Here is a 25,041-nt window from a genome sequence, read left to right on the forward strand (position 1 = left end):
AATTATGAAGGAGAAATTATATAACCTATTCAAAGGCGGAAATTCCAGCATGAATGTTCGGAACTTCTTCTTGAAGAGCTTCCTGTTTGTGTTGCTGCAAGGCTTCCTCGTGACGGGGGCTTACGCGCAGAAGGAAACGGTGAGCCTGGACGTGAAGGACGTGAAATTGGAAACCGTGTTCCAGTCAATCCAGGAACAGACGGGATACAAGATATTTTATAATAACGAGTTGGTGAACGCTACCCAGCCGGTGACGATCCGGGTGGTGAACGTGCCGTTGGATTCGGCGTTGCGCGTGTTGCTGACTCCGCTGAACCTGACCTACAAGACGGTGGACAAGACGATCGTGGTTTCCAAGGAAGCCCCGGCGAAACCGGGCGTGAAGACCGTGGAACTGTTCGAGGTGACCGGGGTGGTGTGCGACCAGCAGGGGGAGATTTTGCCGGGAGTGACGGTGGTGTACAAGGAAACACCCACGCAAGGGACTTCTGCCGATGCGGAGGGACGTTACCGCATACGGGTGCCGTCGTTGAAAGGGGAATTGGTATTCTCGTTTATCGGGATGGAAACCCAGACGGTGGCGATCAAAGACCGCCGGGTGATCGACGTGAAGATGGTATACAAGGTGGAGCAGATCGAGGACGTGATCGTCACCGGGTACGGGACGAAGGCGAAGAATAGCTTCACGGGAACCGCTATTCAGGTGAAAGGCGAGGATTTGCGTAACGTGAACCCGACGAATCTGTTCGATGCGTTGAAGGTGTTCGATCCCTCGTTCTCGATCGTGGACGACGAAGGTTTGTTCGGTTCCGACCCGAACCGGGTGCCGGACAAGATAGAGATCCGGGGACAGAGCAGTATGCCCGATATCTCACAAGGGAATTTGCAGACCTATACTTCATTGCCTATTTTTATCATGGACGGTTTCCAGATTTCGGTACAACAGGTGTTTGACCTCGACATGAACCGGATTCAGTCCGTGACGATCCTGAAAGACGCTGCCGCTGCTTCTATCTACGGCTCGCGGGCGGCGAACGGGGTGATTGTGATCGAAACAAAAGTGCCCGAGGGTGGCAAGTTGCGTTTCTCGTACTCGTTCAACGGGAGTATCCAAGTGCCGGATTTGTCTTCCTACAACCTGATGGATGCCTCGGAGTTGCTGGAATATTACGAGCGCTCTAAATTGTTCACGAATGGCGACAAGGGGGACAACACTGCTACCAATATTTACGAGAATCTGCTGGGAGGTAACCCGGGACGCCAGAACCTGTATATGTTGTTGAAACAGGAGGTGGCAAATGGGGTGGATTCCTACTGGCTATCACAGCCATTGCAGACAGCTATCCAACATACCCACACGGTGATGTTGGAAGGCGGTACCCGCTTCGGGGAGAAGGAACGGCGCAATATCCGCTACCAGGTGAACCTGACCGCCGCACCGAGCCAAGGCGTGATGAAGGGTTCCGAGCGTAACCGCTATGGGGCGGGGTTGAAGTTGTTGTACAATGACACCCGTTTGCAGGTGACGAGTGATCTGCAATTCGCGCTGGTGGATAACACGGACTCGCCTTACGGAAGTTTCTCGACGTATGCCAACCTGTTGCCTTTCTACCGGATGAAGGACAAGAACGGGAAGTACCTGCCGACGTTGTCTTATAGCAATATCCCGATCTACGAGGGGTTTCCCCGACCGGATTTCACGGGTAATACTTTCTCTGAGCAGCTGAACCCGATCTACGAGGCGAAGTACTTGAGCAGTTTCAGTAAGGGTGAAACGACGAATCTCACGTTCAACTTGGGTTTCAATTGGGAAGCGTGGGAAGGATTGCGCGTGAAGGGCTCGCTGTCGGTGAATAATACGCAGGATAAGTCCGAGGTGTACCGTTCGCCGCTGTCGGCAGACTTTTTCGACTACACGTCAGTGACCGACGGGGAGTCAACCAGCGAAGGATATACCTTGAAGAATATCTATAAGCGGGGGACTTATAACATGAATAACAGTTCGCAGTTCGATTATTACGGTCTGTTGACGGTGGCTTACACGAAAGCGTTCGGAAGGCATCTGGTGCAGGGGATTGTCGGGGGCGAGTTGAAAGAAACCAATTCGGACAGTGACGGTTATACTTCCGTGGGATTCTTGGATGATGCGCTTGGGTATCCGTCATATGCCATCCAGTTCGACCCTTATAAGGGACCTTCGGGCAACCGTTCCCTGACGCGTTCTGCGGGTGTGTTCGGTAATTTCAATTACTCGTGGGACAACCGCTATCTGGTGGATGTGACGGGGCGTCTGGACGGTTCTTCCAACTTTGCCAGCAAGCAGCGTTCGGCACCTTTCTGGTCGGTGGGCGTGAGATGGAATATCTATAACGAGAGTTTCATGCGGTCGCACGGGATTTTCGAGAACCTGGCAATCCGGGCGAACATCGGGACGGTAGGTAATTCCAACTTCCAGTTGAGTCAGATCATGACGCTGTATAACTACATGAAGATGTACGACGGGGTGATGGGTGCGGAGATCATGTCTATCGCCAATCGGAAACTGAAGTGGCAGACAACGACAAACCGGAATATCGGGTTGGAGTTCAGTATGCTGAAAGGGTTGATGAATTTTGACTTTAACTTCTATTCCAACACGACGAACAATAATTTGACGGATATTGCTATCCTGCCTTCCACGGGTTTCACGACGTATAAAGCCAACATGGGTAAGGTGAGAAACCAGGGATTGGAGTTCGCTTTGAGCGTGACACCCGTGCGGACGAAAGACTGGCGCTTGAACGTGTTCGTGAACGGGGCGCGCAACAAGAATAAGTTGTTGAGTATTTCCGATGCGTTGAAGGATTACAATGAAACGGTGAAGGAGAACCAGACTTCGGGTACCGGGAAGACGAAGTTGGAGCGGGTATTCATGTTCGAGGAAGGCAAGTCGCTGAATTCTATTTATGCCGTGCGTTCTGCCGGGATTGACCCGGGCACGGGGCAAGAGGTGTTCCTGACTGTGGACGGGGAACGGACTTTCGTTTGGAATTCGGCAGACCAAGTGGTGGTGGGCAACACGGAACCGGATTTGAAGGGATTCTTCGGGATGAATGTGGATTACAAACGGTGGAGCCTGGGGATGAATCTTCAGTACTCGTTCGGTGCGGACAAGTACAACAAGACGTTGTACGAGAAGATCGAGGGAGGTGATTTCTCTAAGAACATGGATCGCCGGGCACTGAAAGGGCGTTGGACGCAACCGGGAGATATAGCCCGTTACAAGGGGTACAGTAATCTGTCGCAGTTGAAACCGACTTCCCGGTTCGTGCAGAAAGATAATTTCTTGTCGATGACTTCTTTGAGGCTGACTTACACGTTGAATGACCGGGATATAGATTTTCTGGGGTTGTCGTTGCTGAAAGTCAGCTTGTCAACGAACGACCTGTTCTACGTGTCGACGATTAAGCAGGAGAGAGGGTTGAATTATCCTTTTGCCCGTACGTTCTATCTTTCTATTCAAGCTAACTTCTAAAAGGTGAAGATTATGAAAAAGATATATATAGTTGTATTTGTATTGGTTAGCCACTTGTTGTGCTATTCCTGTGGGGATTGGCTGGACGTGTTGCCGCAGTCGCAGATCACGTCGGAGAAAGTGTTCGACAACGAGGATGGCTATTACTCCGCCCTGTCGGGGGTGTACCTGAAGATGGCGGACAAGAACGCTTACGGGAATTCGATGACCGTGTGCCAGTTGGAGATCATGGGGCAAACGATAAGCATGGCGCAGGCTTCGCTGATCGAACCTTACTATGATCAAGGGGATTTTAACGGGTTCGCTACTTATTACTATCCTTTGCAGACCCGCTTCGGGAATATTGAGACCACGATCACGGCGATATGGAAGGCGGCGTACAATGCCATAGCCAATGACAATCTGTTGCTGGAGAACCTGGAAACGCAGGATGCGGGGCTGTTCGAGCCGGGTGCGAAAGAAGTGTTGCTTGGCGAGGCTCTTGCCTTGAGGGCGTACCTGCATTTCGATATGTTGCGTATTTTCCAACCGCCTTACGCAACGGAGGAGGGGAAGACACAGAAGCGGATTCCTTACAAGGAGGCTTACGGGATGGATTTTACCCCGTCTGCCAGCTCGGACACGATACTGAACCGTATTCTGGTTGACCTGAAACGGGCGGAAACGATGATGAAGGATAACGACCCGATTTCTTCCGGGAAGACATACCGGGCAACTTACCTGAGTGGCGACCGGAAGTTGAAGATGAATTACTACGCCGTGAGGGCTTTGCAGGCGAGGGTGTATTTGTGGCGGGGAGATTACCAAGAGGCTTATGATGCGGCAATGGAAGTCATTGGTGCGGCGGACGACATGGGCGTGCGCTTCCTGACGATGGACGACTTAAGTACAAAGGATTCGCAGAATGACTACGTGAACCGGAGTTGTCCGATGGAGTATATCTTCGGGTTACAGGTAGACGAGATCGGTGATTATATCGATTATTATTTCCGGACGAGTTTCTCTTATTTCGAGCGTTTCCGGTTGCAGTCGACTCGTTATCCAAAATTTTATTCGTCGACGGGAGATATCCGGATGCTGGCTTGGAAGAAAGGTTCGGGTTCCAATATGTACCTGGCAAAATACGGGCGTGCCACATTAGAAAAAGATCTCGCATTGTATCCCCGCCCGGTGGTGTCTATGTTGAAGCTGGGCGAGATGTACCTGATTGCTTCCGAAGCGGCTGCTCATGCGGTGTCGACGGGCGAGGCTCTCCGGTTGTTGACCGTGTTGCAATCTTCCCGTTTGGGCGGCGTGTTCACGGGAACGGATAAGGATGCGATCCTTGACGAGATACTGAAAGAGTACCGCCGGGAGATGATCGGCGACGGACAGGTGTTCTATGCCTACAAGCGGCGGAACGCACCGGAGATTGAGAAAGGTTACTTGGCTTCGGGTGTAATCACGATGGATGTTGAGAAGTACACTCCGGATATTCCGTCTGCGGAATATGACGGCGGACGTGTTTATTGATTGGGTAATAAATAAATCGTAATACAATGAATAGGATAAAGAGATTTATATGGACGATTGTTTGCTTCGGGGCTCTGTGTGCTTGCCAGCGAGACGAGATTATGCTGGTGGACGGGGAGGTTGCCAGCCTGAATTTCCCGAAGACGAAATACCTTTCCGAGTACAAGAACGATAGTTTGCAGTTCCTCGCTCTGTTCAACAGCGGCGTGGAGGAAGCCGTGATGTATATCCCGGTTCGCTTGTCGGGCAAGATTGCGGAGGCAGATCGGAAATACGAGTTGCGGATCGTGGCGGACGAGTCTTTCGGGGTGACGGAAGGGACTCACTTCACGCTGGAAACGGAACAGGTGTTCCGGGCGGGGCGATACATCGATTCCGCTGTACTGAAGATTGACGCTAAGGAAGTGATGAAAGATAAGGTAGACGGGCGGCTGTATATTGAATTGGTGCCGAATGAGAACTTCGAGAAAGGGCTCGATTTCTATCAATACATGATCGTGCGGATTTCCGGTGCGGGATTGACATCGCAACCCACGTTCTGGAACAAGAACAGTTTGGGTAATTATGGCGGGACTTATTCGGCTGTCAAGGCGGAGAAGTTTATCGAGTTGAATAATATCCCGGCTGCCGATTGGGTGGCTCCGAACAAATCCGTCCTATTCGCTTATGCGAAGAAGACTTACGAGTGGTTTGAAGCCAACCCGACGTACGATGGTGGTGAGCGGGTTGTGTTTAAGGGTGTTGTTGAATTTTAAAAGGAACGACCTATGAAAAAGATAAATAGACTTATATGTGTACTTCTGATTACCGTGGTCGGGTTCGTGGGATGTTACGAGGACAAGGGAAGTTACGATAACAAGGATTGGACGGATTTCGTTTCCATCATGGGGATCGAGATTCCGGGTAGTTCCTACGGGCGGGTAACGCTCTCGGAAGGCGAAGTGCTGCGTATCAACCCGACAGTGGAATACAAGACGGGCGTGAATCCGGAGGATTTTGAGTTTCATTGGGTGATGGGGGGCGACACGATCGCTTCTACCCTGAATCTGGCATGGACGATTACCCCGACGAATATCGAGTTGTTGAGCGGGGAGGCGTATTTCTGGTTGGCTATCGGTAACAAGGTTACCGGGGAGAACTGGAAATGTTACGCCACTTCCAATGACGGCTATTACATGGTGAAGGTGAAGATCACGCCGACGGCGATGCCGTTGATCGGGGTGATGGTGTATGAGAAGGCGGACGGGACGCTGGAATGGGGTTCCATTCAAGGTTCCAACCCGGCTCAACCACAGAATTTCACCACGATATTGACGGATATGTACAATCGTTACAACCCCACCCGGACGATACAAGGACCATTCGTGGGAGCCACGCTGGATGTGAGCCAGTTGTCGATCTACACGAATGTAGCCCCAGATTACGGGGTGATGATCCAGACAACGAATACCGGGGGATTCCCCTTTGGGAATTACATGGGGACGATTCAGGATCAAACCTTTACAAGTGTACCGATTGCGGCTATTAACGCGAAACACGGGTATTATAACAGTATGCAGGAGATTTTGATCGGGAACGAGTTATTCCTGTTGCCGATGACGAGTTCTTACCCGTACCAGCTACTCGACCCCAATTCCACGGGGAGCGAGTCGGGTGTGGCGCAAGTGATCGGGGCGTAGCCTTACACGCGTAACGCTCACGTGACTTTGCAACGGATGACGAACGGTGACGTGTATTACTATACTTACAGCGAGTCCCGCGGGTACATGAGGCAAGCGGTGACGGACGGTGGCAGCGGGACGCTGAACGTGGACGAGATTGTCGGGCTGTTCCGTGAACCGACGGCGATCAATGCTTCCGAGCAGAACTTACGTTTCTTTGTTGTCGGGCGGAAAGGGATGACCTACACGATGTACACCTACGCGTATGTACAGTACACGGCGACCCCGTACGTGATCGAGTTCCGGTCGGCGAAGGACGTGACGGCTTGGGCGGGAGGTATGACGCAAGATGCCATCTGGTTTACTTCCGTGGTTCCGGTGGGATGGAACTATGCTTACATCGCCAAAGGGAAAGATTTGTGGCGGTATAGCTACGAGGGCATGGAAACCCCGACCGTGGTCAAGAGTTTCGCGGACGACATCGTGGCAGTAGTGCCCGTGCCGAAGGCTTCTTTGATCAGTGGCGATGAGGAGTTGTACACGGCTGTATTTACTTACAACGCAGGTACTAAGACCGGTTCCATGTATATCGTGAATATCCGGACGGAGGAAGTGACGGAGTATTCTTCCTGCGTGGGCGCAGTTCCCGGTAAGGTGTTGAAGTATATACCGTATTTTAGTAATTAGAATAAATCTATCGATTCAGTGATTTAGTGATTGACGATTTAGTGATTGCACTACCCCCGAAGGGGTAGTGCCACTAAACTTTGCAAATCATTTTCAATTTTGCATTTTCAATTGTCTTGACGTATGTATGTAATCAATGTATATTTAATAAAAATGTTGTATGGAAGAGAATGTAATCGAGTGTAAGAATCTGACTCATTACTATGGTACCCGTCTGATCTACGAGAATTTGAATTTCTCGGTGAAGAAGGGACATATAATGGGATTATTGGGAAAAAACGGTTGTGGGAAGACGACTACAATCAATATTTTAAACGGCTTTTTGCAGCCTCGTTCGGGGGAATGCCTGATCTATGGCGAGAGTACCCAGAATTTGAGTCCGGATACGAAACGGCGGTTGGGGTATCTGATAGAGGGGCATATCCAGTATTCGTTTATGAATATATACCAGATCGAGAAGTTTTACTCGGGCTTTTACGAGAACTGGAACCGGGAAGCCTACTTCGAGTTGATGAAGCGGATGAAGATATTACCGACGCAGAAAGTGTCGAGTATGTCATGCGGGCAGCGGGCGCAGGTAGCGTTAGGGTTGATCCTGGCGCAAGATCCCGACCTGTTGATTCTGGATGACTTTTCGTTGGGGCTAGACCCCGGTTATCGCCGCCTGTTTGTCGACCATATGCGGGAGTATGCCAAGGCGGGGAATAAGACGGTATTTCTGACTTCGCATATTATTCAGGATATGGAACGGTTGATCGACGACGTGTTAATCATGGATTACAATCGGGTGTTGTTGCGGGGTTCGGCTTCCGAGTTTATGGAAAAATTCAAGCAATTCACATTTGATCTGGACAAGGATGATCTAGATTTCAAGACGGAAGCGTTGATTGTGGAGGCTGATCGTATTAAGAATCACTATGAAATTTATACCTACGCTTCGAGGGAAGAAGTGGAAGCTATGTTGCAGGCTAAAGGGTTGGCATACCGTAATTTTACGCCCGTGAAGATGACGTTGGAAGACGCATTTATTGGTTTAACCGGAAAATACTAGAAATATGATATTACATCTTTTTTACAAAGAATGGTTGAAGACACGATGGTTCTTGTTTTTTGTCGTGTTACTTGGTTTGGCGATTGTCACGTATATCTTCCTGGACGTGGATAATAACGTGCGGATGAAGGGTTCGTTCAATTACCTGATGAACGTGTTCTATGGGATTCCCCAGGCGAATTATTATCATTCGCTGATTAAATACGTGCCGTTGCTGATGGGCGTGTGTGTTGGGCTGTCGCAGTACGTGCCGGAAGTGATTGACAAGCGGATCAAGCTAACCCTGCATTTGCCGATGCATAACACTGTGACGCTGTACATGATGCTTTGCTTCGGCTTTTTGATGCTGCTGGCTTCTTATGCGGTGGTGTTCGGGACTTTCTTTTATTTGAATAACCTGTATTTCCCCTTCGAGGAGAGTTGGGCGGTGTTGACTTCTCTCATGCCTTGGCTGCTGGGTGGAGTTGCCGTTTATTTCATGATTGCAATGATCTCTATGGAACCGAACCTGTTCTACCAGTTTCTGTACGGTATCGTGGCATTCTTTCTGGTAAAGCAGTTTTATATAGGAATGGAACATGCGGATACGCGCCATATCATTCCGGCATTGGCTATCATGGCGTTTGTGCCTTGTACGGCGCTTTTATACACATCATATCGGTTTATTAAAGGTGAGAGATAATTATGACAGCAAAGGTAGTACGAATTATAATGGTATTGTTGACCGTGTATATCGGGTCGATCGTGATACCAGACTTTTACAGGACTTCTTTCAAACGGAACGTGAAGTACGTGACCTTGAACTATAGCGAGGTGACAAAGCAATTCGTGATCTGGGGATTGAAAGAGGGTAAGTTGCTCGATACGTTGGGCAATGAATATACCCGCCAGGAGTACGAGCGGATGGTGCCTTTTTCCAGCATGGCGCAATTGATGAAGCGGGGAGAGTTCCCCGACACGGTAGACGGGGTGGCGGTGACGCCCCAGCTAGTGGCTGCGAATAGTTACCGCCATATCGTAAACCTGACGGAACGGGGACGCTATTATGCCATGACTCCGTTGGTACACGGGGGAACTGACCGGGTGGGGTACATCTACACGAATGACATGATGCGGGTGAACCGGAACGGGATTGAGTTCTACAACTGCGAGACGAATAGCGTCGATACGGAGAAGAGTGCCCTGTTTGACAAGGAATTGTGCGGGTTGGGGTATTGCCCTCCGGCGAAGAAGTTGTATGGGCAGTCCAGCACGGGACGGAGCCGGGACGACGGGTTGTTCTTTATCGACAGCAAAGACCAATTGTTCCAAGTGAAATACCGGGCATACAAGCCGGTGTGCCGGAAGATCGACTTGCCCGACGGGATCAAATTGCGCCGGGTAGAGTGTGAGCCGGATCACCCGGAGGTGGTGGCTTACCTTTTCGGCGACAACAATGGGGTGTACGTGTTGACGGTCGACGAGCGTATCTTGAAACTGGATTTGGATGTTTTTGACTACGATTCGTTCAAGACTTTCGACGTGATGGGAAATCTTTTCTATCACATGATTTCCATACAAAAGGACGGTTTCGAGAAGTTGTACATTTTCGATCGCGATTACAAGCTGGTGGATAAATACGGCATTCATTCCGATGTGTACGAGAAGTCGGGAGCTGGGGTGGCGGAAGGATTCCTTTTCCCGTTCGTGACCACCACTTTCTCTTACGTGAACGGTTATTATATCAGCACGGAGGGACAGCCGTTCGTGAAGTTTATCTGGCTGAACCTCGTGTTGGCGGGCGTGCTCCTGTGGATGAAACGCCGGAAGGGGCTGGACGTGAAGAACGTGTTTAACGTGATCGACGTGCTGCTCGTGGCTGCATTCGGGATTTTCGGCTTTGTAAGTGTGTTGATCTATCCGATTCGGAAATAATTAAAACAAAAACTCATGGAAGAAAATATAATAGAATGTAAGAATCTGACTCACTATTACGGGAAACGGTTGATCTACGAGAACCTGAATTTCTCCGTTAAGAAAGGTCATATCATGGGATTGCTGGGGAAGAATGGGTGCGGGAAGACAACCACGATTAATATCTTGAACGGTTTCCTGCAACCTCGCTCGGGGGAATGCCTGATCTACGGGGAGTCTACCCAAAATCTTAGCCCAGACACGAAACGGCGGTTGGGATATTTGATTGAGGGGCATATCCAGTATTCGTTTATGAATATCTACCAGATCGAGAAGTTTTACTCGGGCTTCTATAAGAATTGGAACCGGGAGGCATATTTCGAGTTGATGAGCCGGATGAAGATATTGCCCTCGCAGAAAGTGTCGAGTATGTCGTGCGGGCAGCGGGCGCAGGTGGCGTTGGGGTTGATCTTGGCGCAAGACCCCGATTTGTTGATTCTCGATGACTTTTCTTTGGGACTAGACCCCGGTTACCGCCGCCTGTTCGTCGACCATATGCGGGAATATGCCAAGGCGGGGAACAAGACGGTGTTTCTGACCTCCCATATCATTCAGGATATGGAACGGCTGATAGATGATGTGCTGATTATGGATTACAACCGGGTGTTGCTGCGGGGTTCGGCTTCCGAGTTCATGGAGAAGTTCCACCAGTTCACGTTTGATCTCGAACGGGATGACATCAACCTGAAGGACGAGGCGTTGACCGTGGAGGCTGACCGGATAAAGAATCATTACGAGCTTTATACTTACGCCTCGGCGGAGGAAGTGCAGGCGACACTGGCGGCGAAAGGACTCGCGTTTTCCGAATTCAAACAAGTAAAGATGACGCTGGAAGACGCGTTTATAGGTTTAACGGGTAAATATTAAGATTATGACATTACATCTTTTTTATAAAGAATGGTTGAAAACGAAATGGTTCGTGCTGGCGTCCCTTGTGTTGGGGATCGGTACAATCCTGTATGCTTTCATCGGTTTGAATAGTAATATTATCAATGCGGAAGGCGGTTCGCAATATGTGTTTGAATGGTTTACCCGGGGAGGCAGACCGCACTACGGTATATTCCAGAATATCCCGTTTATCATTGCCTTGTTGATCGGGGTATCCCAGTATTTGCCGGAGGTGTTGCAGAAACGGATTAAGTTGACTCTTCACTTGCCGCTGAACGAGATCGTGATGCTCTACACGATGGTGTTGTACGGTTTTCTGGTCATCCTCGGACTGGTGGTCATTTTTATGGTGGTCTTCTTCCTGATCGACCTTTACTTCTTCCCGGGAGAGATGCACTTGATGGCGATCAAGGCTTTTATACCGTGGATACTGGGCGGTTTTGCCACTTACTTTTTCGTGGCGATGATCGCCATGGAACCCGGTTGGAAATTCCGTTTCCTGTATGCTATCGTCGTGTATTATTTATTGGATATATTCTTGTTGGGCGGCGATATGTCTGATCTGTACCTCTTGCTGGTTGTGATTCTGGTTATTGCGAGCCTTGGAATGATCTATACTGCAAACCGTTTTAAAATAGGAGAGAATTGAGTATGATACCTAAGATTATAAGATTGGCTCTGGTCATGTTAGCCGTGTTGGTCATGGCTCTTGAGTTACCGAAGATATACAAGAAGACTTTTGAACAACGGGAGAGGCGTGAGCAACTGGTGTTTAGCGAGATACTAAACGATTTCGTGACCCTGAAATACGAGTACGACACGGTGCAGCTGCGCCAGGTTCAGGTCGGGTACGACCGGGTAGGCAACGTGTACCGCGCCGAGGCGCTGATGGATATTTTCCCGATGCGGAATTGCCGTCAGTTGATGTACGAGAACCGTTTCCCCGACACGCTCCGGGGGCAGCACGTCACCCTGCAAATGATACAGGAGGCGGCACGTTTCCCCCTGTTCCTCGGGACGGGACCCGGCAGGAAAACGTTGTTGTGGATGTTCGAGTCGCATACCGACCTCGTGAAGATGGAACTTCCGCGGGATATGTTCCGGCTGACGGAGAACGGGATCGAGTTTATCGAAACAACCACCAATCGGGTGAAAGGCGTGAACCGGGAAAAGAGCGACCGTTTCACGAGTGCCATGACAAAGGAGGGGGTGCTTTTCCCGGTAAAGAATATTTACGGGATGCCCTCTACCTCGAAGTCCAAGGACGACGGGTATTTCCTGATAGACAGCAAGGACAAGTTCTATCATTTGAAAATGGTGGATGGGGAACCGGTATGTCATAATATTCCCCTGCCTGCGGGCATGAAAGTGGACGGGATGAACTGTCTCGTGGACACCATGAACTACGGGTACGTGTACGACCAGGATTTGAATATCTACCTGCTGCGGATAAAGGATTATAGCTTCTTCCAGCTCCCGATATACGATTACAAGGAATACGGCAGTCTGCTCACCATGAGCGAGGATCTCTTTTTCTACACGTATCAATTGTACGGGATAGACCGGGCGAAGATATACGTCATGGACAAGGAACACAACCTGTTGGCTTCGGAGACGCTGGTGTACCCGCTGTACGAGAATTCCAAGGAAGGGCAGCGGGAGAATTACCTTTTCCCCTTTAAAGCCCGCTTTACCCGTAGTGCGCCGAAAGAGTTGAAGGTCGAGGCTTACGACGTGCATCGGTTCATTTACCTGAATATCGCTTTGGTCGTCTGCCTCCTGCTGGTTAAGTTGTACTACCGGCGGAGTTTCTGGAACGTGTTCAATTACTTGGATCTGGCGGTGGTACTCGTGTGTGGTATTTACGGCTTCTTGGCTGTTTTGATATTCCCGAATAGAAAATAGAACAGGATGATGAAAAGAGTATTATGGATCATGTGGTTACTGGCTTTGTCAGTAACCCTTTCCGCGCAGAAACCTTTTGACTTGAAGACGGGGGATATCCTCTTCCAGACCAACAAAGCCCAAACCTCGTTCGTAAAGGCTATCGAGAATGTGACGGCAAGCCTCGATGATCTGAACTTCTCGCACGTGGGGGTGGTTGTCGTTGAGGATGGGGAGGTCTTCGTCCTGGAGGCAACGATGCCGGTGGTGTGCAAAACTCCGTTGGAGAAGTATTTCAAGCAATCCAAGCAAGTGGATGGCAACCCGTTGGTGGTGGTCGGGAGGTTGAAACGTCGTTTTTGGAAGTCGATACCCCAGGCGATCGACACGATGAAGTCCCTCTTGGGAAAGCCGTATGATTATGTTTTTTTGCCGGATAACGATAAATATTATTGTAGCGAGATTATTTACCTGGCGTTTCTCCGGCGGAACGGGAAGCCGATCTTTAAGGAATCACCGATGTCTTTCAAGGATAAAACGACTGGGGAAACCAGTCCGTTGTGGATAAAACATTTCGAGCGCCACAAGACACCGATTCCTGAGGGTGTACCCGGAACAAGCCCGGGTGAGATGTCCCGCTCCAAGGCGCTTAAGATCGTACATCGCTTCTTTTGATTCCGGGTAGCCGGAGGAAAAGTTTGTTGGGAATATTTTGATGATATTGGTACCGTGATCGAGATGAAATTTTTGTATTTTCAATGGTTAATATATTGATTGTTAGTGTAAAAAATTATTTTAGTGTTGCGGTACACAATATCATTAAACTATGTATGTTTGTGTAGTTTTAATACACGAAAACAAACAATGATTAAGGAGAGATTCTGAGCGAATCTTACAGTTATGAAAACAAGTATAAGCGATTTACCCCGATCGGAGAGTCAGGGAAATGAGTTCTTAATGTTACGGGAGAAAGTGCGTGGAGTGAGGATTGAAGGGGACGGGTTCGTGGTGCGCGAATGGCGTTTTTCGGATTGTGATTCATTAGCCGAGAATGCCAACAACGAAAAGATCTGGAATAACGTGATGGATCACTTTCCACATCCGTACACGAAACAAGATGCTTTTGATTATATCAGTATGGTGCACGTCTTACCAACCCCGCCGACACGTTTCGCCATAGAGGTGGACGGAAAAGCGGTGGGAAGCATTGGGTTCGGCTCCGAGGGCGATATTGAACGTGTAACCGCCGAGATCGGTTATTGGCTGGGCGAGCCTTATTGGGGACGGGGTATCATGCACAAGGTAGTGGCAGCCGTTACCCGATACGCTTTCGAGACATTCGGTTACCAGAAACTGTACGCTCTCGTCTTTGACTACAACCCCGGTTCTATGCGGGTTCTGGAAAAAGCAGGCTACCAACTAGAAGCCGTTTTGCACAAAGCCGCTGTTAAAAACGGCAAAGTGATCGATTTTTACTATTACAGCATGATGAAAGAGGAGTCGAGATGCTAGTTTTTTGAGACGGGGAATGCCTTTTTGACTTGTCAATTGGGAAAAAGTAAATTAAATATGATGTGTTATTGTAATATATTTATTTAATTTGTGGAATTAACATGGCATGAATGAAAAGGGCGGAAGAAATATTAGCAGCGTTGAAAAACAGAGAAGAAAATGCGTTTAAGATTTTTTTCTTGGAGTATCATGACGTGTTGGTTTTGTATGCCACGAATATTCTTAAGGATGTGGATGCGGCGGAGGATGTCGTGCAGAATTGTTTCATGAATGTTTGGGAAAACACTCTTTACGAGAATCTTGTCGATGGTTTGGATAAGTACATGTTTCGTTTAGTCAAGAATGTTGCGTTGAACGATTTGCGGAACAGTAAACGTCGGGAAGCCCGCCATGGAGAAGTTATGGCAGAAATGCCCGTGTCGGAGATAATGTATGAAGATGAGCAGGAGGAGATTGAACTCCTTTATTCCGTGATAAACGAGCTTCCCCCGGAACGCCGCCGTGTTTTTATGATGATATGTGCAGAGGGGAAAAAGTACCAGGAAGTTGCCGATCAATTGCAAATCAGTATCAATACCGTCCGTACCCAATTGACTCGTTCCTTGAAATTTTTACGGGAGAAACTGGAAAAGCAAATGTTTACGGTATTGCTGTTTTTATATAAAAGATTGAAATCGAAATAATTATAGTGCGTTTTGCACGAATTCGCGATGACGGTATTGTTGTCGTGAATTTTTTTTGCAAAAAAATGAAGATTCCTGTCACATGATTCGGGGGGTGGCGGTGTTATAGGGTAAAACAAGGATTATGGAAGATGAAATTTTGAGAATTATAGCGGCAGAGTTAGTGGGAGAGCCGGTGGCGGAGGAGGAGCGTGTGCGTGTGAACAGGTGGCGAGGAGTGAGTCGTGAGAATGAGAAGATGTACAGGATGGTGACGGGAGAGTTGGGCGAAGTCGTGAGGCTGGTGAGGCTGAAGGGAGGGTTGGATAGTGAGAAGGCTTACGAGAGGTTGGAGGGAGAGATGCAGAAGACGATGATAAAGTTGAAGAAAAAGGAGAAAGTGCGGCGGATGAGTTGGTGGAGATATGGAGCGAGCGTGGCAGGGGTGTTGTTGATGCTGGGTGTAGGAGTAATGGTATGGATGAAGCCGGAAGAGGGGAAATTGCGGGTGACCGGGGAACGGGTGGAACCGGGAAGCGGGCAAGTGGTGTTGACGCTGGGTGGTGGAGAGGTTGTGCTGTTGAAACGGGACACGAGTGAGTTGATTCTGGCGGACACGGCATTGCGGATCACGAATGAGCGGAATACGCTGGTGTACTCGGGAATCGAAAGCAAGGAGGCGTCGGGAGAAATGATATACAACACGTTGACAGTTCCCGCGAACGGGGAATATCAGCTTGTTTTGTCGGATGGGACAAAAGTGTTTTTAAATTCCGGCTCCGAAATTCGTTACCCGGAGGCGTTCGGTGAAGGCAGGAGAGAGGTCTTCCTGAAAGGGGAAGCGTGGTTCGAGGTGGCAAAAGATAGCGAACGGGAGTTTTGGGTACGCACGGGTATGATGGATGTGAAAGTGTTGGGAACTTCTTTTAACGTGAATGCTTACGAGAAATTGGGAAAGGTGGCGATGACTCTTGTTGAGGGAAGTGTGGAGGTGGCGTGTGTTGGGAAGAGTTTCCGGATCGTGCCGGGAGAACAGTTCGTGTATGACAAAAATAGTCGTGAGGCAGACGTGAGGATGGTGGACACTGAACAGTACACTTCATGGAAAGACGGGTATTACAAATTCCGGCAGACGACACTGGAGGAAATCATGACGACACTTTCGATATGGTACGAGGTGAACGTGTTCTACCAGAACGAGAGTGCGAAACAGGTTGAGTTCACGGGAAAGGTGAAACGGTACGAGGATATTCGTGTGTTGCTGGATAAATTCGAGCAAACGGAAAATGTGACATTTGATATAAAAGGGAATAATGTTTTTATTAAAGTAAGATAAAAAAGCTGTTCGCATGGACATTGAACAGCTTTTAGTTTAAGCATGTGGGTCGGAGTGTGGTAATTTTGACCGACATGCCAAGTAAAATTCTAAAGTATAAAGGTATGAAAAAAAAATCGAACCGGACAAGATCTGGAGGAAGGATTTTTGTCCGAAAATGGATGATGAAGATGAAAATTGTGTTTATTTTTCTGATTTGCAGTTTGATGCAGGTGCATGCGACCGTGCATGCGCAGCAATCGAAAGTTTCGGTGGAGTTGAAAAACGTACCACTGGAGAAGGTTTTTCAGGAGTTGGAACGGCAGACGGGGTATAGTTTCCTCTATAATCACCGGGATGTCGTGAAACGGGGGGACGTGAGTGTGCGGGTGGAAAACCAAGAATTAAAGACCGTGCTTGAAGATTTGTTGCCTCGTTTGGGATTGGCGTATTCTTTTGACGACAACTTGGTGATTATTAAGGTGGCAACAAAGCAAGAGCCGGAGAAGAAATCCGTACGGCTGAAAGGTTACGTGTATGATACTCAAAAGTTGCCGTTGCCGGGTGTGACCGTGAAAGTTGTCGGATTGGCTGTTGGTACGGCAACGAATGAAAAAGGATGGTTTACTATCGAGTTACCCTTGCAAAAAGGAACGTTGGAATTTTCGTTTGTTGGTTTCAAGAAAAAGATTGTGGCGTTTAGTGAAATAACGGTTAAAGATACGCTTCGTGTTTATTTGGAAGAAGACGTTCAGGCATTGGACGAGACCGTTGTGGTAGCTTATGGAAAGACGACGAAAAGAGAGACTACGGGGTCTATTTCGGTTGTGAAAGCCGAGGAGTTGGAAGGGATCCCTTCCCCGAGTATTGCTAATTTGTTGCAGGGGCGTGTCGCCGGAATGGATATTACAAATATGGCTGGTTCTCCCGGGGGAGGAGGCACGGCTATCGTTATTCGTGGATATAATTCGCTTGATCAAGATTTGTATAGGCGTTTTTCTAATCCGTTATGGGTAGTGGATGGGGTGCCGATGAATTCATTCACATCTCCGGTAACCGGGACGAATATGTTGGCAGATTTAAATCCGGATATGATTGAGTCGGTGCAAGTGTTGAAAGATGCTTCTTCTGCGGCTATTTATGGTTCTCGGGCTGCTAACGGGGTGATTATTGTTACAACCAAGCAGGGAAAGAAGGGACAAGACGCCACATTTTCTGCAAATTTCTCTCAATCTTGGTCTATTTTGCCGGAGTTGCCGACGATAACAATTGGACGAGAAGAACGTTTACATCGGTTATATGCTTATAAATATCGTAATTTGAAAGCATACTTGGACCAAGAAACGAAAACTTACCGCTACCCAACATCACATAAAGAGGTGTGGGACCATATTTATAACTGTACTTTGGATTCTTACTGGATACCGCGACCTGATAATCAAAATAACGGTGGTGGTATTTTACATGATAGTTTAAATGTTTTTTACAACAATGCTACAAATTTCTTTCCCGTTTATTATCACCACGGGAAGGTTACGAATGCTAATATCCAGACTTATGCTGGGTCGGAGCGAATGAATTATAGTATCGGTTTGGGATATTACGATGAAACGGGGATTTTGCGGGGTACGAGTTATTCTCGAATCGACTTGAATTCATCCATGACCGTTCGCCCCGTTAGCAGATTGTCGGTAGATATGCGTTTCAACGCTTCTTTGGCCAATCGGCGGCGGGGAAATAGTTCCGGTGATATTGAAACTGTACCCGGTGATCCATATGAATTGAGTAGTTTGAATCCGGGGGAAGGTTCTGCCGTTTGGGATTACGTGTTGAAAAATTTGAGAGGAACAAAAGAGAAAAATCGTTCCATACGTTTGCGTTCCAATTTTCGTTTGGCTTATGATATTTGGAAAGGACTGAATTTTTCAACTTCGTTGTCTGCCGATTATGCGATTAATCGTCGTAACACGTTTACCCCTTCGTATTTGAATTCTAGTGGTTATTCAAACAGCACGGGGGAACAAGGGATCAATTTAATGGTGTTGAATGAAAATTTGTTAACTTACAAGCAGACGTTCAATGAAGATCATAACGTGAATTGTGTCGCGGGATTCTCGTATCAGTATGATCAAACGGATTATAATATGGGATATGCGCAAAATTCACCCAGTGATAAAATTTATTATGCGCCAGCGTCACTCCCGGCTTTGGGTACGGAGGGATATGGAGATTATATGAAGTATATAGCGTTCAAGCACTACCAGTCGGATATGCAGGAAAAGGTATTAATCTCTTATTTTGCGCGTTTGGAATATAATTATCAAAGAAAGTATTTGTTATCAGCCAGTTTTCGTCGGGATGGCAGTTCTACTTTCGGGAAGAATAACAAGTGGGGAACATTCCCTTCTGTTGCGGCGGGATGGGCATTCTCGGAAGAATCTTTCGTGAAGGATAACTTGGGATGGCTTTCATACGGAAAATTTCGAGCTAGTTGGGGGCGCTCCGGTATGGATTTCGATAATTGTTATTTAGCTTTAGGAACAATGGAGGTAGGGCAACCGACGGAAGGAAATTCCACCTTAACTCCGGATTATGATCAAGGTTTATGGAATGAAGATTTATCATGGGAAGAAACGGATCAGTACGATTTCGGTTTGGATCTTGATTTTTTCAATTACCGTTTGGGGGTCGTGGTGGATTATTATTACCGCTACACGGATAAATTGTTAGGAAGGGTAAGTTTACCCGGTTTGGGGACAGTTTCCGGTTATTATCAGCAATGGAGGAATCGTGCGGCAGTTTCAAATGAGGGGTTGGAGTTGTTGATAAAATATGAAATCTTTCGTAAGCAAGATTTGTATTGGAAATTATCCGTGAACGGGGCAAGAAATTGGAATCGCGTGGAGAAAACCTCAGATGGCAGGGATATGGTCGGAGGGGTGATTGGTAGGAGTTTGAACGAGATTTCGGTGATGAAAACAGATGGTTTTATCGATTACCAAGATGATATTCCGTTTTATTGGGATGCGTTAGGCAATAAATGTTACCAGACTATAGAGGGAAGTAAAAGTACGTATTTGAGACCGGGACAATTTAAATATATTGATGTGAATGGTGACGGAATGATTAGTAGTGCAGATATGGTCAAGATTGGTAGTCCTCTTCCGCTTTTCAGTGGTGGTTTGGTCAGTGAATTTACCTGGAAAAATTTGGATATCAATATTTCAATGAGTTATCAAGTCGGACGTTACACGGTGAACCAAATGACGTTGAATAGCATCGGCAATACGCCGGGACCATTCCTTGCAGATATAAACAAGATTACTTTCTGGTCACAACCAGGAGATAAGCCTGATTATCAATACGGGGGAGAAGATAGTTGGATTACAGACAGAGACGTGGAAAAGGTGAATTGGTTGAAATTGAAAACGATGACCATCGGCTACTCTCTGCCGAAGGCATGGAGTTCTAAGGTCGGTTTAAAACAAATCCGGGTATTTGCTAGCGGTGAAAATTTATTGACCTTCACTAATTATTCGGGATTGGATCCTGAAACTATTGATATTAGAACGGGAATGGACGGGGGAAAGAATTATCCCTTGGCTAGAAAATTCACAATAGGTTTAACGGTTAAATTCTAAAGTAGTATGATACGAAAAATCGGATTAATAATATTATGCGTGATAACCATTCTGTCCTGTGAGGACGAATTGGATATGGTTCCCGAGAATGCGATTACTTTCCGAAACGGATTGGAAACAGAATTAGATGTGGAGAGCGCTTTAAATTCGACGCAGTCTATGGTGCGGGGAGATTTATCGAATCAAACGATTTGTTACACGTGGATAAAAGGTGTGTTTTGTGATACGACGATTTATTATCGTACTCGTAATATAGAATTTACAGAAATGCCAACGTCATCATGGGAATCCTATTATTTGGTGATCGCTAGTGCTAATGTCGTGCTTCATTTTATTGATCGGCTCTCTATCCCGGAACATAGAAAGGATTATTACAAGGGATCGGCTTATTTCTACAAGGCTTTGGCTTATTTGGATTTGGTGCGTTTGTGGGGGGATTGCGTGTTGGTGGAGGAAGATGTTCCCTTGGAAACTAGGGCGAAATCTTATTGGACCGAAATAGCTGATCATGCTATAGATTTGGCAAGAAAAGCCGTGGCGTTATTGCCGGATTTCGACAAGGTCTTGGATTCCAACGGGAACGCAGTCCGGTTTAAATCTGCTCCTTGTAAGGGAGCCGCAAATGCCGTGTTGGCTAATTTGTGCGCATGGAAGGCTGGTGGAAAATATTTCGCTCAACCTTCTCAACGGAATTACGACGAAAATAAATTGTGGGAAGAGGCGGAAAAGGCTTGTACGGCGATCATTGGTTCGGAAACGGGTGTTCCTGGTGGAATTTATCGATTGGCTAATACTCCGGAAGATGTGTGTACGAAAGTGTTAGCTGGAGGTGATGCGGAGAGTATATATGAAAGCGTGTTCGTTAATTTTTGGGATGAGCTGGGAAATTTTACGTCCACCAACGATTTTTGGGCCATAGCTCTTCAAGCTTACCCGATGCCGGAGGCAACTTTTGACGATATTAAAAGTAGGTATATACAAATTTATAATGAAACAGTTCGAAAATTGTATCCGGAGGGAGATTTAAGACGTGACGCTTATTTTTATAAATTCGACGAGATGGAACAGAGGGGGGATTCTGCGACCGGAGGTTTTGCTTATCCTTACAAATACCGGAAGGTTGCAGTAAAGACATCTGGAGACGAGGTCGGGCGATTTGACCATATCGACCAGAACCGGATCTGGTGGCGTTTGGCAGATATTTATTTGTTGAGAGCGGAATGTCGTGTTCATTTACAGAAAAACGATTTGGCTATAGCCGATTTGAATATAATTCGTTTACGTGCAAAAGCGAAACTCTATAATGCAGACGAGTATGACGGTGATTTGCGTATGGCCATTTTTAAGGAACGGGAAAAAGAATTGTTATTCGAGGGAACGCGTTATTTCGATATCATTCGTAATCAATACGTGAAAACGATGTTGGGAACCGGTTACCGTCAAGCCACTGATCAAGACTATGTGGATGGCATATTGTTTTGGGCGATCAATGAAACGGCTTTCCGCCGTAATCCGAAATTACGTCAAAATACGTATTGGCAAAAATATAAATAATTAATACAAAGTGAGATGAAAAGATTTTTTATTGTTTTCAGCATATTGATTGCTTCTATGGGGTGCACGAAGCAAACTATTATTGATACTGGGATTTGTAGTCCTTATCACGATTGTTCGATTATGGATTATTTGCGGAAGGACGATTATTTATGGGGATACACGGTGAAGATGATCGAGTATGCAGGTTTGACTGATTTGTTCGAGGGGAAAGTGGATACATTACCGGAGATTACTTTTTTGGGTATTCCCAGTATGTCTGTTGAACGTTTGGTGTACGAGTATGAGGTGGATAGCGTGAGCGATCTTTCTCGGAATAAATGTCGTAGAATCTTGTTGCAACATGTGGCTAAAGGAAAAATCCTGAAGGATGATGTCAATTTTCGGAATATGGATTATTATATTAATGATTCGCAGCAAGATGGAGGAACAGACGTGACGATGTTGTATGGGAATGTCGTGCGCTTTTACCGGGAGAGATCAGAGTATCAGGGCGTGCCGGATGCTGGTCCCGTGACATTGAATTTTTGGTCATTGGATGAAGATCATCGTATTCCTATTTCTTCTGCGGATATTCAACCATTGAATGGAGTTGTGCATGCGCTCAATTACAATTATATTTTAGAGTAAAAGTCATAAATTAATAATCTGAATTGAAGATGAGAAAGATATTACTTTGTTTAGCGGGTATTTGCTTGTTTTTTGCTTGTCAGGATATTCCGGAAGGATTTCTTTACGTGGGTGATGCCGGGTATGATCCAGATAGTTTAGTCGTGAAAATCAAGTTGGATACGGCTTCCGTGATGGTTCCCAATCCTGAATGGGATCGTTATTATAATGATTGGGTAAATTTCAAAGATTATGGATACCCTACTATTGAATCTTGGGTAGAATTTTTGCACGGTGCCGGTATTTATGAAGAAATTGAGAGCAAGGGACCTGACACGGATAGAGGCCGGTATGATATCCCTTGGGTGAGTACCCAGATTCAAGGAGTGGAGGGGACTAATCCGATATATGTTACCATTACGAGGGTAACGACGGACACGGGAAACGTGGATAAGTTATTGGAATATATTACAGTGAGAAGCGATGGAACGTTTACTGTCCCTTGCCGTCACGATATTCCTATCGGACGCTATAAAATTTCATTGAATTTCAGAGGTCCCGGTCATGAGGTCGATTTTGAAGATATTTTTACAGTAATAGTGAAATAGTCCGCGTGTCTGAATAATTATTTGTAAGAAAAACATTTGAGGGTATTGTTTTAAGAATAAAAGATTACTTATTCCTAATTTTCACCGGGGGGAATCTTTTTAGTGCGTGCAAGAGAGGTTTCCCGTTTTTTCGTGAAATATTTAAAGATTCCTGCTGGGAGGCCTGTTTCTCGGGACATAATATCACAATATTATGGAACAGAAACAAAATGATAAAGAAATGGAAAACAGCCTCCTGACAGGTAATGTCGTCGTGGTAAATGATCGTTACCGTAACGATCGATTTTTCGTTTGGTACAATGATGCGTACCGGATGGTCTTGTGCTCGAGAATCGCCTGGTCGGGAACACGATCTATATGGCAAGCAGGATTTCCTTGTGAATCCCGCTTACAGGGAAGACGTTTACTCCCGTTTTCGTTTTTTAGGAAAGGTGAAAGGTTTGTATAAATATAAGTTTTTGAAAAATAACAGGTAAACATGTATAACCCGTCCCGGGAAACACTTGACGTGCACCTGTACAACACCGGTGACGACGGGTGTTGTACAGGTGATGTACTCGAAAAGGGGAAGTGAGACCTGACCTCTTCTTCTTTATGACGTGTAAATGGCGAAAATTGGAGATTTTTTCTTAAGTTTGTATTGTATTAAATTTCCGAATGAAGAGGTGAAGTATGGGTTATGAGTTTTTTGTTACTTTTTTATAGTTCGGTTCCGGATGAAGATAAAGTTTTTTAATAGGTAAGTAAATTATATGACGTTAAGTATAGATCAAAATAGTTGCGTAAAATGTGGAAAATGCGTGAAGGTTTGCCCGGCGGCGATTTTTACGCAGGTGAAGGTGGGGGAAGTAGTAGGTATCGAGCACGAGGAGATGTGCATCGGGTGCGGGCATTGCGCAGCGGCTTGTCCGACGGGAGCGGTGAGGCATAGTGATTTCCCGGCGGAGAAGGTGCACCCGATTGATTACACGCTGTTGCCAACGCCGGAGCAGATGATGCTTTTGTGCAAGGTACGGCGGTCAAACCGGACGATGACGAAGACTCCCGTGCCGGCAGAGATGCTGGATATGATCGTGGAGGCGGCGCATCGGGCTCCCACGGCGACGAATGCGCAGAGCGTGGCGTTCACGCTGGTAACCGACCCGAAGCGGGTGAGGGAGGTAAGCGAGTACACGCTCGGGATCTTTAACGGGGTATTGAAGAAATTGAAGAACCCGGTGTTAAAATCTTTATTGAAGCCTTTGCTGAAAGGGGTTTACAGGTACGTACCCGTTTTTGAACGGTTGGTTCGGGAAGACCAAGCGGGTAATGATCCGATATTGCGCCATGCCACGGCATTGTTGCTGATTCACTCGCCGAAGTCGAACCGTTTCGGGTGTGAGGATTGCAATCTTGCCTACCAGAATGCCTCGTTAGTGGCGGAGAGCCTGGGGGTGAGCCAAGTGTACATGGGATTCGTGATGTCCGCTATCAAGCAGGATAAAAAAAGGGGACTGGCGAAGTCTTTCGGTATCGACGGGCATATCCATGCGATTATGGCTCTGGGGATGCCGGCTTTCCGCTACCCGAATTATATCGACCGGAAGGATATAAAAGTGGCTCGATTGGAATAACTTGTCTTTACCGGTAGACGTATATCGGTTATAAATTAACGAAAATAATGAAAGCTATGGACAAGTTCAATGAATTGATTAATGGCAACAAGCCGGTGCTGGTAGATTTTTTCGCTACCTGGTGTGGACCTTGCAAGATGATGCACCTGATACTCGAGGAGGTAAAGAAACGGTTGGGAGATAAGGTGATTATTCTGAAAGTGGACGTGGATGTCCCGGCTAATCGCCAGCCGGTGTACTTGTATCAGGTTCAGTCGGTGCCGACGCTGATGTTGTTTAAGGAGGGGCGGATGTTGTGGAATAATAGCGGGGTGGTGCAGGCGGCGCAGTTGCAGCAGATTATAGAACAGTATGTCTGACATTTAAAATCGTTGTGT

General features: G+C 47.0%; 22 protein-coding genes. All 22 read left to right on the forward strand.

Annotated features, from left to right (window positions below; all coding sequences use genetic code 11):
- Positions 1–4 precede the first annotated feature (4 nt).
- The 22 genes from A3CY_RS0101420 (at position 5) to trxA (ending at position 25,023) form a co-directional block, all read left to right on the forward strand.
- On the forward strand, positions 5–3,514 hold the full coding sequence (locus tag A3CY_RS0101420) for a SusC/RagA family TonB-linked outer membrane protein (RefSeq protein ID WP_018336099.1): 3,510 nt from the start codon (positions 5–7) through the stop codon (positions 3,512–3,514).
- A 12-nt stretch (positions 3,515–3,526) separates the two neighbouring features.
- Complete coding sequence (locus A3CY_RS0101425; protein ID WP_018336100.1) at positions 3,527–5,026, forward strand: RagB/SusD family nutrient uptake outer membrane protein; 1,500 nt, start codon at positions 3,527–3,529, stop codon at positions 5,024–5,026.
- A 26-nt stretch (positions 5,027–5,052) separates the two neighbouring features.
- Positions 5,053–5,781, forward strand: a complete 729-nt coding sequence (locus A3CY_RS0101430) for a DUF4843 domain-containing protein (protein WP_018336101.1) — start codon at positions 5,053–5,055, stop codon at positions 5,779–5,781.
- 12 nt (positions 5,782–5,793) lie between these two features.
- Positions 5,794–6,705, forward strand: a complete 912-nt coding sequence (locus tag A3CY_RS0101435; RefSeq protein WP_018336102.1) for a hypothetical protein — start codon at positions 5,794–5,796, stop codon at positions 6,703–6,705.
- A 36-nt stretch (positions 6,706–6,741) separates the two neighbouring features.
- Entirely contained in the window at positions 6,742–7,374 is a 633-nt protein-coding gene (locus tag A3CY_RS0101440; protein ID WP_018336103.1) for a hypothetical protein, read from the forward strand.
- A gap of 160 nt (positions 7,375–7,534) precedes the next feature.
- Entirely contained in the window at positions 7,535–8,425 is an 891-nt protein-coding gene (locus A3CY_RS0101445; RefSeq protein ID WP_018336104.1) for an ABC transporter ATP-binding protein, read from the forward strand.
- A gap of 4 nt (positions 8,426–8,429) precedes the next feature.
- Positions 8,430–9,107 (forward strand): hypothetical protein, encoded by a 678-nt coding sequence (locus A3CY_RS0101450; RefSeq protein WP_018336105.1) that lies wholly within the window; start codon positions 8,430–8,432, stop codon positions 9,105–9,107.
- 2 nt (positions 9,108–9,109) lie between these two features.
- The gene (locus tag A3CY_RS0101455) at positions 9,110–10,339 is read left to right on the forward strand and encodes a DUF4857 domain-containing protein (RefSeq protein ID WP_081619419.1); all 1,230 of its coding nucleotides are present in this window, start codon (positions 9,110–9,112) and stop codon (positions 10,337–10,339) included.
- Between the two features lie 15 nt (positions 10,340–10,354).
- The gene (locus A3CY_RS0101460) at positions 10,355–11,245 is read left to right on the forward strand and encodes an ABC transporter ATP-binding protein (protein ID WP_018336107.1); all 891 of its coding nucleotides are present in this window, start codon (positions 10,355–10,357) and stop codon (positions 11,243–11,245) included.
- A 4-nt stretch (positions 11,246–11,249) separates the two neighbouring features.
- Positions 11,250–11,915: a hypothetical protein gene (locus tag A3CY_RS0101465; RefSeq protein WP_018336108.1), complete on the forward strand. Its 666-nt coding sequence runs from the start codon at positions 11,250–11,252 to the stop codon at positions 11,913–11,915.
- Positions 11,916–11,917: 2 nt separating this feature from the next.
- Positions 11,918–13,171 (forward strand): DUF4857 domain-containing protein, encoded by a 1,254-nt coding sequence (locus tag A3CY_RS21785; RefSeq protein WP_051082662.1) that lies wholly within the window; start codon positions 11,918–11,920, stop codon positions 13,169–13,171.
- Positions 13,172–13,177: 6 nt separating this feature from the next.
- Complete coding sequence (locus tag A3CY_RS0101475) at positions 13,178–13,825, forward strand: YiiX/YebB-like N1pC/P60 family cysteine hydrolase (RefSeq protein WP_040371231.1); 648 nt, start codon at positions 13,178–13,180, stop codon at positions 13,823–13,825.
- Between the two features lie 225 nt (positions 13,826–14,050).
- A complete protein-coding gene (locus tag A3CY_RS0101480; protein ID WP_240388109.1) occupies positions 14,051–14,662 on the forward strand; it encodes a GNAT family N-acetyltransferase in 612 nt (203 codons plus the stop codon).
- Positions 14,663–14,772: 110 nt separating this feature from the next.
- Positions 14,773–15,345 carry an RNA polymerase sigma-70 factor gene (locus A3CY_RS0101485; RefSeq protein WP_018336112.1) on the forward strand — a complete coding sequence of 191 codons (573 nt, stop codon included), beginning with the start codon at positions 14,773–14,775 and terminating at the stop codon, positions 15,343–15,345.
- A gap of 124 nt (positions 15,346–15,469) precedes the next feature.
- On the forward strand, positions 15,470–16,660 hold the full coding sequence (locus A3CY_RS0101490) for a FecR family protein (protein WP_018336113.1): 1,191 nt from the start codon (positions 15,470–15,472) through the stop codon (positions 16,658–16,660).
- Positions 16,661–16,764: 104 nt separating this feature from the next.
- Positions 16,765–20,280, forward strand: a complete 3,516-nt coding sequence (locus A3CY_RS0101495) for a SusC/RagA family TonB-linked outer membrane protein (RefSeq protein ID WP_018336114.1) — start codon at positions 16,765–16,767, stop codon at positions 20,278–20,280.
- Positions 20,281–20,286: 6 nt separating this feature from the next.
- Positions 20,287–21,834 carry a RagB/SusD family nutrient uptake outer membrane protein gene (locus A3CY_RS0101500; RefSeq protein WP_018336115.1) on the forward strand — a complete coding sequence of 516 codons (1,548 nt, stop codon included), beginning with the start codon at positions 20,287–20,289 and terminating at the stop codon, positions 21,832–21,834.
- 15 nt (positions 21,835–21,849) lie between these two features.
- Positions 21,850–22,464: a hypothetical protein gene (locus tag A3CY_RS0101505; protein WP_018336116.1), complete on the forward strand. Its 615-nt coding sequence runs from the start codon at positions 21,850–21,852 to the stop codon at positions 22,462–22,464.
- Positions 22,465–22,493: 29 nt separating this feature from the next.
- Complete coding sequence (locus tag A3CY_RS0101510) at positions 22,494–23,051, forward strand: hypothetical protein (RefSeq protein WP_018336117.1); 558 nt, start codon at positions 22,494–22,496, stop codon at positions 23,049–23,051.
- 193 nt (positions 23,052–23,244) lie between these two features.
- Positions 23,245–23,499: a hypothetical protein gene (locus A3CY_RS0101515; protein WP_240388110.1), complete on the forward strand. Its 255-nt coding sequence runs from the start codon at positions 23,245–23,247 to the stop codon at positions 23,497–23,499.
- Positions 23,500–23,803: 304 nt separating this feature from the next.
- A complete protein-coding gene (locus A3CY_RS0101525) occupies positions 23,804–24,664 on the forward strand; it encodes a nitroreductase family protein (RefSeq protein WP_018336120.1) in 861 nt (286 codons plus the stop codon).
- Positions 24,665–24,720: 56 nt separating this feature from the next.
- Positions 24,721–25,023, forward strand: a complete 303-nt coding sequence (trxA, locus tag A3CY_RS0101530) for a thioredoxin (RefSeq protein WP_018336121.1) — start codon at positions 24,721–24,723, stop codon at positions 25,021–25,023.
- Positions 25,024–25,041: the final 18 nt, after the last annotated feature.

Source organism: Butyricimonas synergistica DSM 23225, assembly GCF_000379665.1.
Classification (GTDB): domain Bacteria; phylum Bacteroidota; class Bacteroidia; order Bacteroidales; family Marinifilaceae; genus Butyricimonas; species Butyricimonas synergistica.